The organism is Gymnodinialimonas ulvae (assembly GCF_037543845.1).
Lineage (GTDB): Bacteria > Pseudomonadota > Alphaproteobacteria > Rhodobacterales > Rhodobacteraceae > Gymnodinialimonas > Gymnodinialimonas ulvae.
Window position 1 is genome coordinate 1 of record NZ_JBBIFX010000001.1, and the last position, 16,927, is coordinate 16,927.

At 57.2% G+C, this 16,927-nt stretch carries 11 protein-coding genes, 3 pseudogenes and 1 other annotated feature; of the genes and pseudogenes, 6 read left to right on the forward strand and 8 right to left on the reverse strand.

Translation table 11 applies throughout. The annotated features are described in order from the left end of the window. The 3 genes and pseudogenes from V8J83_RS00005 to V8J83_RS00015 all read left to right on the forward strand — a co-directional run. A partial coding sequence (locus V8J83_RS00005) for an integrase core domain-containing protein (RefSeq protein WP_339982033.1) occupies positions 1–297 on the forward strand: 297 nt, incomplete at its 5' end. A gap of 50 nt (positions 298–347) precedes the next feature. Beyond that, a pseudogene (locus V8J83_RS00010) lies at positions 348–672 on the forward strand (integrase core domain-containing protein); the annotation flags it as partial. Between the two features lie 538 nt (positions 673–1,210). Continuing rightward, positions 1,211–3,574, forward strand: a complete 2,364-nt coding sequence (locus V8J83_RS00015; RefSeq protein ID WP_339982036.1) for a calcium-binding protein — start codon at positions 1,211–1,213, stop codon at positions 3,572–3,574. Positions 3,575–4,543: 969 nt separating this feature from the next. Here the strand turns inward: V8J83_RS00015 and V8J83_RS00020 are convergent. Continuing rightward, entirely contained in the window at positions 4,544–4,747 is a 204-nt protein-coding gene (locus V8J83_RS00020) for a hypothetical protein (RefSeq protein WP_339982038.1), read from the reverse strand. On the opposite strand from V8J83_RS00020, the gene V8J83_RS00025 reads away from it, so the two are divergent. The 3 genes and pseudogenes from V8J83_RS00025 to V8J83_RS00035 all read left to right on the forward strand — a co-directional run. Next, complete coding sequence (locus tag V8J83_RS00025; RefSeq protein WP_339982040.1) at positions 4,746–4,991, forward strand: hypothetical protein; 246 nt, start codon at positions 4,746–4,748, stop codon at positions 4,989–4,991. The two genes, V8J83_RS00020 and V8J83_RS00025, sit on opposite strands and share 2 nt — an antisense overlap. A 245-nt stretch (positions 4,992–5,236) precedes the next feature. Further along, a pseudogene (locus V8J83_RS00030) lies at positions 5,237–6,262 on the forward strand (IS3 family transposase). Continuing rightward, positions 5,518–5,634, forward strand: a sequence feature (AL1L pseudoknot). It overlaps the preceding pseudogene by 117 nt. Positions 6,263–6,445: 183 nt before the next feature. Then, positions 6,446–6,526: pseudogene (locus V8J83_RS00035) on the forward strand (IS6 family transposase); the annotation flags it as partial. 267 nt (positions 6,527–6,793) lie between these two features. On the opposite strand, the gene V8J83_RS19040 reads toward V8J83_RS00035, so the two are convergent. From V8J83_RS19040 to V8J83_RS00065, 7 genes are all read right to left on the reverse strand, one after another. After that, entirely contained in the window at positions 6,794–7,009 is a 216-nt protein-coding gene (locus tag V8J83_RS19040; protein ID WP_439649743.1) for an HGGxSTG domain-containing protein, read from the reverse strand. 24 nt (positions 7,010–7,033) lie between these two features. Next, positions 7,034–8,839: an EAL domain-containing protein gene (locus tag V8J83_RS00040; protein WP_339982042.1), complete on the reverse strand. Its 1,806-nt coding sequence runs from the start codon at positions 8,837–8,839 to the stop codon at positions 7,034–7,036. 184 nt (positions 8,840–9,023) lie between these two features. Continuing rightward, positions 9,024–10,232: an MFS transporter gene (locus V8J83_RS00045; RefSeq protein WP_339982044.1), complete on the reverse strand. Its 1,209-nt coding sequence runs from the start codon at positions 10,230–10,232 to the stop codon at positions 9,024–9,026. Beyond that, complete coding sequence (locus V8J83_RS00050; RefSeq protein WP_339982047.1) at positions 10,225–11,010, reverse strand: hypothetical protein; 786 nt, start codon at positions 11,008–11,010, stop codon at positions 10,225–10,227. The genes V8J83_RS00045 and V8J83_RS00050 overlap by 8 nt, the downstream gene beginning before the upstream one ends. A gap of 1,276 nt (positions 11,011–12,286) precedes the next feature. Then, entirely contained in the window at positions 12,287–13,618 is a 1,332-nt protein-coding gene (locus V8J83_RS00055; RefSeq protein WP_339982051.1) for an aspartate aminotransferase family protein, read from the reverse strand. A gap of 4 nt (positions 13,619–13,622) precedes the next feature. Continuing rightward, positions 13,623–14,390, reverse strand: a complete 768-nt coding sequence (locus V8J83_RS00060; RefSeq protein WP_339982053.1) for a beta-keto acid cleavage family enzyme — start codon at positions 14,388–14,390, stop codon at positions 13,623–13,625. Between the two features lie 3 nt (positions 14,391–14,393). Continuing rightward, positions 14,394–16,805 (reverse strand): GcvT family protein, encoded by a 2,412-nt coding sequence (locus V8J83_RS00065; protein ID WP_339982055.1) that lies wholly within the window; start codon positions 16,803–16,805, stop codon positions 14,394–14,396. Between the last annotated feature and the right edge of the window lie 122 nt (positions 16,806–16,927).

Sequence of the window (16,927 nt, forward strand, 5' to 3'; positions counted from 1 at the left end):
AATGGCCCCGAGTTCATTGCGCAGAAGGTGCGGAACTGGATCGCAGCTGTCGGAGCCAAGACGGCCTACATCGAACCAGGATCACCTTGGGAGAACGGCTACTGCGAAAGCTTCAACGCCAGGGTCCGCGACGAGCTGCTCAATGGTGAGCTGTTCTACAGCCTTCGTGAGGCTAAAATCCTCATCGAGCAATGGCGCATTCACTACAACACGGTCAGGCCGCACAGCGCTTTGGGGTATCGACCGCCCGCGCCGGCAAGCATCGTTCCAATGGACCAGAGGCCAACGATGCACTAACAATCAAACCGGACCACCCGATGGGGGCACACCAAAGGGGAGCAGGTCACCTGAAAAGTGCAAACGACAATGACGTCGAATGATACTACATCGACCTAGGCAAACCACAGCAGAATGCCTTCATTAAAGCTGCAATGGCAGCCTACGGAACCAATGTCTGAACGACGAGATGTTCGGTAACCTTGATGACGCTCAGCGAAAGCTGGCGCTCTGGCGATACCTCTACAACAACATGAGACCGCACTCATCTCTCGGAACCAAAGGCCCGCAAAATCGCGCCGGACGCTTGAGCAATTTGAGCGCTCCGCGACAGGCACGTTTGTCCAAACCGAAACCGAAGGATATGAAAACCAGACCCGCAAACACTCGATATGAATGAAGGAGCATCCGGGGGCAGGTCAGAAGGCCTATCGGCTCGATTTCATTTCGTCGACCCGCCGCTTCTTGATTTCGGGGGCGAGAATCGAGTCGAGCCTCTGCCGCCAAGACCAGATAATTTCATGGGTAACCTCGACGCCGTGCTCATGCAGCAGATCTTCGACACTTTTTAGCGACGACGGAAACCCCACAGAGTACATCACCACCACGCGAAAGATCTCATGGATAGTCTTGAAATGTTTGAACGGGGAGCGCTTACTATTCAGATGCGCTTGTCGGTCACCCCGCCTGCCTTGAGCGAGTTCTTTCTGAAAATACCCCTCTAACCGTGCCGTTCCGATAGCGCGTCACATTTATGACGCGAGATCGCGCCAATCGGGACACGCGCGCGACACCCTCCTGACGCACGCGTTTAGGATTGCTTCACGAAATGACGTGGAACAGGTGGGAAGGTCCACCCTTTTGTCAAATTTTGATCCCAAGTCCGCACCGTCGCAGCTTCCATCACTTGCTTGAGCACGCGAGAGTTGGGTAAATGACACAGCATCAAATTGGTTACTTCGAGTCCACCGGCAACCTGTCTCAGGACGGCCATTTCAACGTGAACATTCTGCCCGCCGCGAACACTGGCGAGCCCCCATGGGGCGGTAACGAGAGCAACGCCCTTGGCTCTCCAACCGTCGAGACCATCGCAGCCCTCGATGAATTCCGGGTCGACTATACCCGATTTCCCGCCGGGCAGGAGAAAGAGTTCTTCTCGGAGCACGGTATCATAGTCAACGGCCAGCTTACTGGCTTTCTTGCCGAATATCTGACCTTCGCACAGGCAAACGGCATGCAGATCAGCCTGGTCCTCCCCGTCGAAACCCTCGAACCCTTTGGCGGCGTGGGCGTGCCGGAGCTTTACACCCAGCTGCAGACCATGGCCGAATTGATCGGCGACGCATTTCCCGGTGTCGTTAAGTCCTATGAACTCGGGAACGAGTATTGGCGCGGGCGCGCCTCTGGCGACGAAAGCCGCGAAGTCGATTACGGCAACGGCGCCGCCCAAGCGGCCTTGGCTCTGCAGGCCGGAATGGATGCGTCCAGGGATAATCCCGCCATTCTCTTGCAGGCATCCGGCAATCTCGCCGGAAGCTACGACAACTCGATCTCCGGTGCGAACGCTGCCATCCAGTCCGCCTTTTCGGGCGTTGTCGACCCGAATGGCCTGATCGACGGAATCCTCCGAAACTTCTACTGGCGGGACGCCGCCGAAGGCGAATTGCATGACGACTCGGGTTTGTTCCTCGAGGATCGTGGTCTGGGGGAGCTTCTCGACGGTGGCGCGACCGCGAATTGGGAGGATTGGGCAGGCACCGACCTTCTCCGCGTCGTTGGTGAATTCAACATCAACCGCAACATCGCCCTCAGCGATGACCAGATCGACATCGGCATCCACGGGGCGTCGTTCATCCTCGAACATTACACCAATCTCGTCGAAGCGGATGTCGACTATTCCTTTGCCTGGCCGATCATTCACAGCACGCAGAACGCCTATATCAACCGTCACGAAGACATCGTCACGGAAACGGTCAATGGCTATGATGTTGTTGTGAACTCTACCCGGGCCGCAATGTTCGACATCCTCGGCGAGGTCACGGTTGGGCTGGCACTGATGGAGACCGACTGGAACACGACCGAAGGCACCGGGTCCCTCGAGCTCACGGTCTTCAGCAACGCCATGCAGCCCGCAGAGCTTGGCTCGCGCAGCGAGATCTTCCTCAGCTCCCGCTCGGCCGAGGCGCAGCATTTCACGGTCGATCTCTCCATGATTTCGTCCGAGTCAGCGCAGCGTTTCGCGTATGTCGTCGGCTATGAGCAGACTGGCGGAAACCACCGCAATGCCGATCTGAGGGAACTGGACCTAAACGCGGCTTGGCAGAACGGAAATCTCGAAATTTACCTGCGCCCTTACGAGGTGCTGCACATCACCTCCGTCGAATTTGCACCGGACGACACACAGCCGCAGATCGTAAATGTCTACGAGGGAACGTCCGAAGATGACTTCCAACTGGGGATTGAGGGCGCGGACTCGATGGAGGGGCATTCCGGCGACGACGTGCTGATCGGTGAAGATGGCGACGATTTAGTCTTTGGCGCCGCCGGTCACGATACATTGCTCGGAAGCGCCGGGGATGATGAGCTGTCCGGCGGGGCCGGCAATGATGTTGTGGACGGTGGCCAGGGCAACGATACCGCTTCCGGTGGCGACGGTGCCGATACCATTTTGGGCCACGAGGGGCGTGATGTCCTGCCGGGCGATGCCGGAAACGATTTCCTAGTCGGCGGCGTCGGCGACGACACGCTTGAAGGTGGCGCCGGCTATGACGTTCTCCACGGTCAGGCGGATGACGACCTACTGTTCGGTGGGTCCGGGAACGACTCGCTTTTTGGCGAGGACGGCTTCGATTTCCTCGACGGCGGTATAGGGGATGACCTTCTGATCGGTGGCGGTAACAGCGATACGCTCTCGGGCGGCGACGGCAATGATGAGTTGATCGGCGACTGGGGCTTCGACGTGTTGATGGGCGGCGACGGTGCCGATACACTGAATGGCGGTTCCGGCGCAGATACCATGACCGGCGGTGCGGGCGCGGACGACTTCTATTTCAACGCTTTCGACGATCGTCTTGATCGCGTCACCGATTTCACCATCGGCGAAGATCGGTTGGCCTTCGATACGAGCGGGTTTGGTGGTGAATTTGCGGGCGTAAGCCTCATCGCCTACGATAGCGGCGCGTCCACAATCTTGCGGTTCATCGGAGCAGATAGCAGCGTCGATAAAACTTTGGGCGGGATAGTTCTCGAAGGCGTTGCTTCGGATGTGATGGATCAAGTTGACTACTTCGCATTCTGAATCTGACGACCATGTCCTACCGGTAGAATTTTGGCCTGTTGATTAGGGGGTCGGTTCTGACCAAAGCACATGAATTCGTGCCGTCACACAGGTGCAGTCGATGGGTCGAACCAGTCTCAGCTTCGATTGGGTCGCCGCTAATTGCCCGGCGCAATGAACCCGCCGCTCGGAACAATGCGGCGGTTCCTCTAAGCTGGAGACTGTCGCGTGCGGCGAGATGGCACTCTTGGTTGAAGTAGTTCGGAATCTCGAAGAAATCCAGGACGGCTTCCAGGCCTAAAGGGTCGTCAGAAACTGGATGGCATTCTACGATACCGAGCGGTCTCATTCCGCGCTTGATCGGCAGACGCCCGACGACGCATATTGTGCCGGCTTGGAAGAGCAAAAAGCAGCATGAAACCTAAACCAGATACACCTTGGAACCGCGGCAAAGCTGTCCGAAAAACTGGGACCACTTCAGTTTGCTCCTTCAATAGGTTGAGCAATATCTACATCAGAACAACGGAAGTTTCGGGGGGCAGGTCAATTGCAAAGGACGCATGAGTGGCAGGAGGTAAGAGCGCACCATATTCTCTTAAGCCCAAAACTGAGATCCCAATCCTTCTGCATTTTGCTAGGGTGGATTAACTGACGATAGCTCAAAAAATCAAATACGGTACCGACCGCCGTACTCTCCAAGAAATTCCTCTTTTTGGGACGCTCTCATGCAGCAAAAAAAATACATAGAGGCTGTTTCTTTGTTTTAGCAATTAAAGCCCCATAAGTTGGTATGGCTACCTAAAAGTACGCCACATACAAGCAAAAATCCGCTCATCGTACTTCTCCGTTATTTCTTTCGGCCTTGGCTGATAAACCCGGAGTTTCACGGGAGATGAACCAATATTCTTGTAGATACATTTTAGCTGAGCAAGCTAATCACAGCCGCTAGGCTGGCCCACGAACGCGGGTGCGTCAACCAACGCCAGGCACTCAAGAGTTTGATAACAAAGAAATATGCGGCTTGCCGGAAGTCATCAAAGCAGTACCGTTGAAATGCCTCGTTCTCCAATTGCCTAAGGCCATGCCTAGTTGGTCACGCCATCCTTCGCTCGCAGAAAGCCGATGCAGCGTTAGCAAATTCTTAACCATCTTGGCAGAAAGCTGCTCATCGTAATCTGAGATAGGGTTTGCCATGAACGATTTGGACAAGATGATGGGTATCATTGCGGAACTGATTATCAATGCAGAAGAAAACGATCATCAAGAGCCTCTCCAGAGATTTGATGACTTTGCAGTCGCACTCAGCCAGGATAGCGGTTTCTCAGTTAAAAAAGTGCAGTGTATCTTGGTTGCGAAAATGCTGGAAATTTCTAGTTGTTCAAAGGGCGTAGCCAACAACGCCAACGCCGGTTCAAAAGTGCCTCGTTTGGCCGGTTGAAACAGGACCCACCTAAGCGATTAGTAGGCTGGGACGCGCGGAGCCCTCAAATAGCTCAAGCGTGGCCCAGCCTGCGGGGTGGGTTTAGGCGGCGGTGGTCTCCTTTTTCTTTGCGGGTCCAACGATCCGGGCTTTGCGTTTTCTTTAATGCGATAGCTTTCGCCATGGATTTAGATGACCTGGCTTTGATGTTGAACCGCGCCGGTTTTGCCGGAGGCTCCAACTTGTGAGTAGGATGGAGCATCATGAACAAGACAACGAACAAGTATTCACCAGAAGTGCGCGAGCGTGCCGTGCGGATGGTTTTGGATGGCGCAGGGCGGCATGAGAGCCGTTGGGCGGCGATTGTGTCGTTCGCGTCAAAGATCGGCTGTGCGCCGCAAACACTGAACGAGTGGGTCAAAAAGATCGAAGTTGATACTGGTCACTGCGGCGGTATCACGACTGAGCAAGCTGAGAAGATCAAGGCCCTCGAACGGGAAGTCCGCGAGTTGAAACAGGCCAATGAGATCCTTCGCAAAGCGTCCGCATATTTTGCCCAGGCGGAGCTCGACCGCCCAATGAAACGATGATCCGCTTCATAGAAGATCACCGCGCGGATCACGGGGTCGAGCCAATCTGCCGCGTTTTGCCGATTGCCCCAGCCACGTTCCATGACCACTTGGCCAAGCGCGCTGAAGCCCAAAACAACCATCTCAGAAAAAGCGCTCCCATGTCCATTGGACAAGGTGAACCGGCAGTTCGACGCGCCAGCGCCAAACGTGCTCTGGGTCAGCGACTTCACCTATGTCGCGACGTGGCAGGGGTTTGTGTAAGTGGCCTTGGTCATCGATGTCTTTGCCCGTCGTATCGTTGGATGGCGCGTCAGCCGCACGGCGACTGCTGGGTTTGTTCTCGATGCTTTGGAGCAAGCCATCCATCAACGCAGACCTGCACAGGATCAACTCGTCCACCGCTCGGATCGCGGGTCGCAATATCTGTCGATTAAGTACACCGAACGACTGGCCGAAGCGAAGATCGCCCCGTCTGTCGGCAGCCTCGGAGACTCCTATGGCAACGCCCTAGCAGAAACGACCAATGGCCTCTTCAAGGCTGAGGTCATTCACAGACGCGGGCCACGGCGCAGCTTTGAAGCTATCGAATACGCCACGCTTGAATGGGTCGACTGGTTCAACAATCGCCGCCTGCTCGAGCCTATCGGGAATATCCCGCCAGCTGAAGTAGAGGCAAACTTCTATGCCGCTCTGGAAAGATCAAACATGGCCGCGTAACTAAGACAAATCAGTCTCCGGCAAACCCGGCGCGGTTCAAAGAGGCATCGGTCAATGACCGCTCCGGTGAAACGCGTCAGGCCGCAAGATGCCTTCCGCTGCAACTACGAGGAAATGCTGCGTCAGGGCAGTGTCATAGGAACTCCGCTTGAGCGGGGCTGGGCGGTCACATACGATCCCGCGATGACGAAACGATCGCCCTTCAAGTACTTCAAGACGAGCCCTGAGATCATCCGGCTGGCGGCGATGCTCTATGTTCGGTTCACCGAAGGAACGTTGCTGTTTTCCGGTTTGATGTCGAATGGCAGGCTGAGCGGTGTGGCGCGTCGGTTTTCGGCGAAATGTGGTGAGAACGAATATCATGTTCGCGGACCTGCCTTAGGAACGACCGTAGTTTTGGAGGGGAACTATGTTCGTCGCGGTGATGCATGCCAAGCGTTGGGCGAGCGCCTTGATCGCCTTGAGTTCAATTTCATATCTGAGACTCCATTAGATTTGCGCTAAGTTGCCGAAGGCATCCAGAGTACCGAATTACTTTGCAGAGGCTTTGTTGAGCCACCTTTTCCGTTGCATCTCATAGATCCTAGCGCGCCCTTCATCCGTTTTCGGACCAGTAGACTTGCCGCTATGGTTGGCGCAGCGCTGCGCCCCCGGCTCCGGTTTGCGCCTATATGGGTGTCCTGCTCGTATCTTCGCTCCGCAGAGGGTTGCCCTAGCTGAGACTGGTTCGAACGCGTCTGATAGCACCGTTGGTGGCGATGACGCGCTGTACTAGGGCAGTATGTCCATCGATAGTTCTGAGTGTTGGACCTTCGAAATTGGGCACCAAAGACACCCGTCGGTTTCGTTCAGCACTTTGAATAGTTCAGATTCGGCCATCGGCTTCCCAAAATAAAACCCTTGCAGAATGTCACAGCCCAAATCGCGAGCCAGCCGCGCCTGGGCTTCATTTTCCACTCCTTCTGCGACCACTTTCAGTCCGAGACTCTTCCCAATGCCTATGAGCGATCCGATCAACGCGCGGGCGCGTTCGCTTTCTGTAGCAGGCTGAACGAACTGACGATCAATCTTCAGCACGTCGGGGTTGATTTGAAGCAATCCTTGAACTGACGCGTGACCGGTTCCGAAATCGTCTACTGCAACTTCAACGCCGAGTTCACGCAGTTCTTCTATTGTCCAACTTGTGGCACCATGGATCTGCTCCAAATACACTGACTCAAGAATCTCAACAGTCAGTCGTTTCGGATTAATCCCCGAAACTCTAATATCATGCAAGATTGCTGAATCAGAGAGCCGACCTGCAGAAACGTTGATCGCAAACCTGGAGATCTCTGTACGCGCCGTATCAAGATAGGCCACCGCCTCACGCAGACGGCTAAACAAGATGGCGTCAATCTCGGCCAGGATTCCCATTTGTGCCGCGACATCCAAGAAATCTTTTGGCGGCACTAGGCCCCTCGTCGGATGTGACCACCTGACAAGGACTTCAACACCTGCAATTCGACCCGTTGACGCCTCGACCAGCGGTTGGAAATAAGGAATGAACTCTTTCCGTTTGCAAGCAACTAACAGCTCTGCCGCCAAATGTCTGGTCGCCACGGACTGAGCATGCATTTCTGCCGTAAAGAATGACCAACGTCCACGGCCGGTTGACTTGGCATGGTAGAGCGCCGTGTCTGCATCTCCGACGATTTCATCCGGATTCCTGGTGTTCTCATCTGCGATTGCCAGTCCGACGCTGGCTCCACACGAAACCGATTTTCCATCATATTCAAACGGTTTGGACATCTCGCGTATGATTTCATCTGCCAAACTGCTGATTTTAAGGGCGCTTTCTCCAAGAGGCCTTAGTATCACAAACTCGTCCCCTCCCAACCGAGCGACCAGATCCGTATTGGAAGTAATTCGTTTCAACATAGATGCGACGGCAATAAGCAAACCATCACCCGCTTCATGGCCAAGCGTGTCGTTGATCGCCTTAAAGCGATCCAAGTCGATATAGAGTATCGCGAAAGCAGCACCTCTATTGCGTAAGGCGGCAATCCATACGCTTACATTTGCCTCAAAATGCCTCCGGTTGGATAAGCCGGTCAACGGATCTTCGTTTGAATCTCTTGTGACAGCTTTAGCGATGGAGCGCAGGCGTCGGTTTTCGCTTTCCAGGTGTGCGACTTGTTCTGTGTATTTCGTCAACAGGTCGTCGTTAACAGATGACCTGCTTCTAAAATCAAGAACGTTCTTGTTGGGTGATGGGCGAGCTTGAAGTTCGATCAAGGAGCATAGCCACCAGCGACTGCCGTTTTCTGGATCTGTCAGTGGCGTCCAAGTCATCGCAACCCAGACCGGCTCCCCATTTTTCTTGGTGAGCTGGACTTCGACTGAAAAGTGCTCCCAGCGCATCAACTTGTCGATGGTGAGGAGGTGGGCGCTTTGGTCCATATCTGGACCCACAAAGATCGTTGCTCGCTGGCCTATGACATCCGACTCGTCGAAGCCCATGACATTGAAGAACGGTTTATTGCACCAATGGAACTCCATGACTGCACCATCGTCGTCACTTGCGAGTGCCAACCCCAAACCTTCTTCACATTTGAAGGGCACCTGTTCAAGGAGTCGAGACGATATCATAGGACCATTCACCAAGCTGAGAAACGGTATCCCTCATAAGTTAACGAGTGGTTAACAAAACGCGGCTGACCTCCGGTCGCATCCGCGTCTGTTTAGCTTGCCACCCGTGCGTTCTTCCGCCGCCTGTGAGCGATTAACCTGTCCCGTCTCGGCTGCGGGTTACGCTATACGCACAGACTGCTGCCAATAGGCACAGGATGCATATCGCAAGCCTCGCGTACCCTCCGTCGACCCATGCCAGGATGGACACCGTTGCGATTCCGCCGATCCGAGCAAACGTGATGTCCATGCTGGCGGAGACTGCGGTTAATCCCTCAGGCGCAAATCTCAGGATCAACTGTGTCGACGGCGCATTGCTACATGCCAGTCCAGCACCGATCAGGACCGATGACAGCCCGATGAGCAGGAAGCTTTGATGGTTGGACAAGAGTAGCATTGCGACAGCTATGAGGAGCGGAGCAACAAGCATGATCCCTTGAATATGAGGGCGATCGACCAGGTTCCTGAGTAGGGTGCTGATACAGGAAAAGGTCAGCCACGCCACTGATAGGTAGAGGCCGATACTGGAAGCGCCGATCTCGTTCTCAGACAGCCAAACCGGTAGGCGAAATAGGTAATAGGTGATGCTGCCGTACGTGCAGAACACGTATGCAAACGTCATCAAAAGGTCGCGGCTCCGTAGGATTTCCGAATAGTTCCGCTTGCATGAAGTGGAAGGTTCCGGATTTTGTGGTACATGTGACCTAATCAGCAATACCCATGCGCCGGCGGCGAAGGCCGCGATTAAGACGAAAGCTATTCGCCAGCTGTCATCTCCAAGCAGATTACCGTATATGAAGGGGGTGAAAGCAGCGATATAGCCTGCAACACTTCCCCACAATATCAATGCGCGCCCCGGAGTATCCGGAGAGGCGCGCGTCAAATAAATCGGAACAAGCGGGGAGAAGATACCGGCCCCGAAGCCTTGCAAAAGCCGCCCGGCAATAAGGGTTTCATAGTTCTGCGCTGTTGCTGATATCAGCGCACCCGTCGCAAAAAGAGCGACGCCCAGTCCGAAAATTTTCCTGATGTTAAGCGTGTCGCCGAAGTATCCGCAAACCAGCACGCCAACGGCAACCGCTGCGCCGTAGGAGTTGAACACCCAGGCAAGATCCGCAACCGACAGACCAAATTGCAACTTTATGGCTGGCAACAACAGGGGAACGAGGGTGAGATCCATCACAAAGCCGATGTAGGCCGCAATCGGCCCGAGAATCACGGCACTGGGCAGGGCATGCCCTATGGTAATCCTGCGGATATCTATTGCTTTAGGATGCAATTGCGACAGGTGTTGCTCAGCCATCTACCCGGACTCCCACATCAAGGGCCGCTCGCGCGAGTGACGCGGTAAACGTTGTCATCGGGGAACCGGCCTGGCCTTGTTCCGCTGGTCGTGCCTTTGAAAGAGTTCGCGCCAATTCACTTGCTTCCATCCAGATGAGATAGTCTTCGTCGGTGACCTGTTGGTCTGGCCCGATCCACTGCCCGGGTTCACAATGGTTGAAGCAATAACGCAGATGAGCGCCTTTGGCGGCCACCCGTTTGGGTACAAGTGCAAAGACATACGATGGGTTCCATGTCGCCACCGCAACCTCGAGCATCAGACGCGACAGCAGGGTGGTCACTCCTTGGCTGCGCGGACCGCCAAGGCCTTGGGCACGAAGCCAGAATTCACCCTGATAGCAGACCTGGCCGGTGATGAATTGGAGCGCGTCGGGTCCCGAATAAAAGGTTTGGTCCGGGTCCGGTGTGGAGTCCGGAGTGATGTATTTGTGGCGATGACGATCCAGATGCGTATTCAGTGAGCCCCCCGAAAGGTCGAGAAGGCGCACGGCCTGGGTGTGGGTCAATTCGCCGTCTTCATTGAATCCGCATATCCAAAAGCCGTTCGTGTGATCAATGAAAGAAGTTGCCACATCGAACATCGGATGAATCGGAGCGCGATCAGGCAATTTACTTCTATAGGCACGGTATTTGGCGAAGTCGTCACCGATCTCAATGCGAATCCCCGCGTTTTCCAGATCTCGAATGATACCGGACAAGTGTTTAATCAGTTCAAAAAGCTTACTTGGCGACGTCATTTTTTGGTGCTCCTCATTCCCTGGTTGCCAAGTGTTTTTTGAGTATAATATGGTTAACATATCGTTAGTCGCGATCCGTGATATCAATGATGGAAAGTTGCATTCGGATCTGTTTCAGGGTTTAATCAACCATAGCGGGTGCCAGGATGCGCGGTCATGGGCAGTTCCTTTGCGGGACCGTTGCTCAGAAATTGCTACACGCGCGTCGTCACGTGACCCAAGCTTTAGTGACGAGTGACTTCACCGGGTTCCGAGCGATCCAGAGTATCATTTCTGACGAAGATGTTTGAATTTTAGCGGCAAAGGATGCTTGCCCACGTGGCGAGAAAGCAGGCGCCGCCAGCAGGCAGGTCTATTGCCGCTTGGGGCATGGTACCCGATCCGCATCGACGGAGGCAACGACACGTGCGGCAAGGATGATCTCGTGTGTTCGAGTAGACCCATCACCCTTCCAAATTTTCGGTCATTCCAAGTGCCTGCTATGATAGACTTACTTGAGCCCGGAAACGTTAGGGTGGTTAGAACAGCTGCTCGGTTTGAGTTGGCCAAGCTTCGCGGCTCCCGACGGAGCGTATTCCAGATAGCCTTAACGCAAATTGGGCCATATCATACTCTACTAGTTTTCCTGCATTTGGTATCGAAAAATAGAATTTATGCCCCTCGAAATACTGTTTGATATCGCCGTCTCCGTCTGCTGCCCACCGCCTGGGTCGGTGAACGTGCGTGCGGGTAAACCTGTGGAAGGTCCGGGTGGACGATGGATTCCTTGCGTCTGTGCGCTCGCAGACAAGACGTTCGTTTCCTGTGTCTACGAGGTTGGGCCCGGGCGAAAACAAGTATGTAGCCTGAACGCGCCAACTGAGTGTGACGACGAAGCGTTTTCCCGGGCGTTTAAACTTGCCACGCTCGCGGCGGCATAGGTTATCCGATGGGCGCGTCCAAGCCGCTCCCCGAGCCTTGGACGGGTTTCCGCGGAGCCTCGGCTACTCTCGGGCCCTGCTGCTCGGTTTGGAATTGTCTGACAGCATCCAGAGAGACAGCTCGAAGGAGTCATTTTTTTCGCTTGTAGCTTGCTGCACGAAAGAAGACTTCGCCAAGAACCTGCGCGACACTTGCAAGAATGGTCAGGAGACCGATCGTGCGATGCATTGCAACATGCGGGTCTTGTCGCCTTCGGACGACCTGGATTGGTTCTGACATCGAAAATCCGGGCCGCCCTGTGCGAGGGCAAACAGATGCCATTCGATGTCACCGCCTGGGCTTCTGGCAGGCCTTTTCAGGCACGACCGGATATCACGGTATCAATGGCGCGCGCGAGTTTGTCAGTCACTTCGTCCATCTGGTCCTCGGTCATGATGAACGGTGGCGCGAGCAGGACGTGGTCGCCGTCGCGTCCGTTGCGGGTGCCGGGCATGGGGTAGCAGGCCAACCCCTCGTCCATCGCGGCTTTCTTCAGCTTGCCGGCGAGCCCGAAGTCGGGTGGGAACGGTTTTTTTCCGGCCCGGTCTGCGACGAATTCAATCCCCCAGAAGAAGCCGCGCCCTCGAATGTCTCCGACATGGGGCGATTGGGCGAACCGCGCTTTCAGCCGGCCCTCAAATACCGCGCCCTTTTCGCGTACGCCTTTGATCAGGTCTCGCTCAATCATTTCTTGCAGGACCGCGAAGCCAGCGGCGGTCGCAATCGGGTGGCCAAGATAGGTATGACCGTGCTGAAAGAAACCAGACCCGCCCGCGAGTGTGTCGAAGATCTTGCCGGTGCAGAGCATCGCGCCGATCGGTTGGTATCCGGCGCCGAGGCCCTTGGCGATGCACAGGATGTCGGGCGCAATGCCATCGGCCTCACAGGCGAATAGATGCCCGGTGCGCCCCATGCCGCACATCACCTCGTCAAGGATCAGAAGGACGCCGTGACGGTCGCAGATCGCGCGGATACGTTTGAAATAGTCGCCCACTGCGGTCACAGCCCCAAGGGTCGCGCCAACCACCGGCTCGGCGATGAAAGCCATGACATTGTCCGGACCGAGGCGTTGAATTTCGGCCTCAAGTTCACCGGCGGCGCGTTCGGCATAGGCCGCAAGGCTCTCATCCTTGGCGCGTTGTGCGTATTCGTAGCAGGGCGCGATGTGGTGGACGTCGATCAGGAGGGGTGAGAATTGCTGCCGCCGCCATGCGTTACCACCTGCGGCCAGCGCCCCAAGGGTGTTGCCGTGGTAGCTTTGGCGCCGCGCGATCAGGTGCCGGCGTTGCGACGCTCCACGTTCGACATGGTATTGCCGGGCGAGCTTGATTGCGGCCTCGACAGCCTCCGACCCGCCTGAGACGAAGTAGACACGGTCCAGATCGCCGGGCGCGTGTTCGATCAGCAGATCTGCCAGTTCCTCGGCCGGATCGGTCGTAAAAAAGCTGGTATGGGCATAGGCGAGTTTGTCGGTCTGGTCCTTGATTGCCTGCGTGACCCGCGCGTTCGAATGCCCGAGGCACGACACCGCAGCACCGCCAGAGCCATCGAAATAGCGCTTGCCGTTGGCGTCGATCAGGTAGCAGCCATCGCCCGCGACGGCGGTGGGCAGCGTGGCGTGGCAATGGCGCGGAAAGACATGGGACATCTGGTCAGCTTTCGACGAGGGAGAGGGGAAGGGTGGCACGAACCAGCGCCGCGACCGATGCGGCATTGTTGCGCCAGATTGTGCCGTCGGGGCCGTGGCAGGCGTTTTCAAAGCCCACGCGGAGGTCCCCGCCAAGGCGGGCGGCTTCGGCGAGGCAGCCGTGTTCGGCAGGCCCGAACGCGCAGACCATCCAGCGGTTGATGCCGGTGCACTGTCCGAGGAGCGGTGCTATGTGATCGGGGCGTGAAGGCGGGCCGCCCGCATAGCGTCCGAGGACCAGGATCACATCTGTTTGCGTGTCTTTCACAATGCCGTCGCGGCGCCATACCGTCAGCAATCGAGCGTCGGCGGCATCGTAAAGGATGTGTTGGACACATGTACTTGCCTCGGCCGCGCAGGCGTAGAGCCTGGCCGCAACGGCGGGATCGCGCGCCATTTCGCGGATCGAGACACTGGCCCATTCCGGGCGCAGGGCTTCGATGCAACGCAGTTGGTCTGCCACTTCGAAACGGTCGGCAGCTTCGGTGGTGATCTGGAGCTTCAGGCGGGGGGCCTGCGCGTTGATCGCTGCGATGGCTTCACGATAGCGGCCGGGATCGAGGGAATGCGCGCCCTCCGCATCGCGTATGTGCAGGTGCAGCCCATGGGCTCCGGCGGCTTTGCAGGCGATGGCGGTTTCGGTGATCTCGTCCACGGACACGGGCAGCGCAGGATGGTCCGCTTTGCCAAGCCTTGCGCCGGTGGGGGCCACCATGATGAACGGCTCGGCCATGGCTCAGGCGCTCACGGCAGAGGACCGCCGCATCCAAACGCCCGTCCTATCACAGATCGGGCCGTGGATGATTTTGGCAGCATAATGTGTGCCAGCTATGTCGAGTGTTACGGGCGTTTGGTCGTCGACCCCCTGGCGGAGATGGGCCAGCGCAACGGGGCGTCCGATGCGGTGGCCGAAGGCGGCGGAGGTGGTCTCCCCGATGATTGTGCCGTCCAGATAGATCGGTTCATGGTCGAGAGGCACGGCGTTCACATCGTCGAGGACAAGCGATGCGATATGGCTCTGTGCGCCCTCCGCCCGCGCTTGGGCCAAGGCAGTGGCCCCGATGAAGCCGCCGGATTTGTGGACGGCAAAATCGAGCCCTGCTGCAATGGGGGTCACGTCGCTGTCCAACTCATGCCCCATGGCGCAGAAGCCTTTCTCGATCCGCATGGCGGTCTGCGCGAAAAGGCCTGCGGGCGTTGCCCCGGCCTCCGTCAATGCGCGATAGACTGCCGGCGCGTTCTCGGCCCGCATCGTGATTTCCCACCCCGCTTCGCCGACATAAGACATACGCGCCGCGCGCACGTGTCTGCCCACGATATGAGCCGCGCCCTGCTTGAAATAAGCGATGTCGTTCAATTCCGGCGCACCGACCTCGGCCGCGATGCGGGCGGCGTCGGGTCCCATGAGGGCAAGGACAGCGTAGGCCTCCGTGGTGTCGGTGAGGGTCACGTCGAAGGTGCCTGAATGTCGGCGCAGCCACGTCAGGTCGCGTTTGATCGCGGTGGTGCCGACAAAAAGGCGGTAGAGATCGGGCGCAATACGCTGCGCTGTAAGGTCGGACTCGAACGTGCCCCGCGCATTCAGCATCGCCGTGTAGATGACCGAGCCGGGCGCACGCGCCATGTAACCGGCGCAGACATGAAGCAGGAAGGCCTCCGCGTCGGGGCCTTCCACGTCGATCTTGCCAAAGGGAGAGGCGTCAAAAATCGCAGCAGCCTCATGCGCCGCACGCACCTCGGTGGCGACGTTTTCGAACCAGTCAGGGCGTCCGAAGGTCAGGCGCGGTTCGGTGGCTTTGCCAAAGTAAAGCGGGCGTTCCCAGCCGTAGACCTGTCCCATATGCGCCCCGGCGGCGCGGTGCTCGGCGTCAAGCGCAAGCACGCGCAGATCGCGGCCCGTGGCCAATTGCTTGGCCGGATAAGCGATGTCGTAATGTGTGCCGAGGACCTCGGGCGCGCGGGCCATGAGGTGTTCGATTGAATTGAAGACGGGCGCGAAGCGCTTCGCATCGGCCTCCGAGAGGTCATAGGCCGGATGTCCGTGAATGATGGTATGGGCAAGGTTCATGCCCGCGCCACCACCGGATGCCATGCCGACCGAGTTCATGCCGCAGCCCAGGAACAGGCCCTTGGTCTCTGCCGTTTCACCCAACATGAACGCGCCGTCCGGGGTGAAGCTTTCGGGGCCGTTCAGCAGCATCTTCACCTCCGCCTTCTCCAACGCGGGCAGGCGGTGCAAGGCGTTCATCATCATCGGTTCGAAATGGTCCCAATCCTCTGCCAGCAGACCGAATTCGAAGGTTTCATCGAGGACACCGGGTGCAATCGCCTTGCCCATCGGTTCAAAGCAGCCGACCAGAAGTCCGCCGCTGTCGTCGCGGATATAGAGGTGATTGTCGTGGTCGCTTAGCGTCGGCATGTTGCCGGATATTCCGTCGATGGGCCTGGTCAGCAGGTAGAAATGTTCGCAAGGCCAGAGCGGAACCTCGGCCCCGGCCATGGCGCCAAGCTCCCGAGACCAAAGGCCACCGCAAAGCGCAATGGCATCGCAGGTGACAAGGCCGCGGGTCGTTTCGACGGCTTGGACCTTGCCGCTTTCGGTCAGGATACCGGTCACGCCGGTGCCCTCGAAAATCTTCGCGCCGAGGCTCTTGGCGGCCTTTACCAATGCCGCGCAAACGTCGGACGGGCTGACGCGGCCATCGTCGGGGGACCAAACGGCGCCAAGCACGTCGCTGCCGTTCATCAGGGGCCATCGCTCCTGCGCCTCGGCGGGTGAGATTTCGGTGGCGTCAATGCCGAAGGCCTGCGCGAGGGCAGCCTGCCGACGGATATGGGTCAGGCGGTCGGGCGTGGTTGCGATGGAAAGAGAGCCCTCCTGAATCCAGCCCACGGATTGGCCCGTTTCGGCCGCCAACTGGGCATAGAGATCAACCGAATACTGGATCATCCGGGTCAGGTTGCGCGAATGACGCAAGGCGCGAACCTGCGCTGCGGAATGCCATGTCGTGCCGGAAGTGAGCGCGTTGCGTTCCAGCAGGATCGCGTCGCCCACACCCATCTTGGCCAGATGGTAGAGGGTCGATGTGCCCATGATGCCGCCGCCGATCACGACGACCGAGGCGTGGGAGGGAAGCGGCTGAGCCATGTGGGTCGCCTTGTGCGGGGAACAAATGCTGGTGCAAAGGCTGGCACTGAATTACACAAGCCGTCAATCTTGGGGATGCGATAACGTTTGTTTTGCGCTGCGATGGGATCAGATAGAAGGCG

Bases quoted from the DNA above. Each gene is read 5' to 3' on its own strand.
- V8J83_RS00015 (WP_339982036.1), top strand. From the start codon at position 1,211: ATGACACAGCATCAAATTGGTTACTTCGAGTCCACCGGCAACCTGTCT.
- V8J83_RS00025 (WP_339982040.1), top strand. From the start codon at position 4,746: ATGAACGATTTGGACAAGATGATGGGTATCATTGCGGAACTGATTATC.
- V8J83_RS00020 (WP_339982038.1), bottom strand. From the start codon at position 4,747: ATGGCAAACCCTATCTCAGATTACGATGAGCAGCTTTCTGCCAAGATG.
- V8J83_RS00045 (WP_339982044.1), bottom strand. From the start codon at position 10,232: ATGGCTGAGCAACACCTGTCGCAATTGCATCCTAAAGCAATAGATATC.
- V8J83_RS00050 (WP_339982047.1), bottom strand. From the start codon at position 11,010: ATGACGTCGCCAAGTAAGCTTTTTGAACTGATTAAACACTTGTCCGGT.
- V8J83_RS00055 (WP_339982051.1), bottom strand. From the start codon at position 13,618: ATGTCCCATGTCTTTCCGCGCCATTGCCACGCCACGCTGCCCACCGCC.
- V8J83_RS00060 (WP_339982053.1), bottom strand. From the start codon at position 14,390: ATGGCCGAGCCGTTCATCATGGTGGCCCCCACCGGCGCAAGGCTTGGC.
- V8J83_RS00065 (WP_339982055.1), bottom strand. From the start codon at position 16,805: ATGGCTCAGCCGCTTCCCTCCCACGCCTCGGTCGTCGTGATCGGCGGC.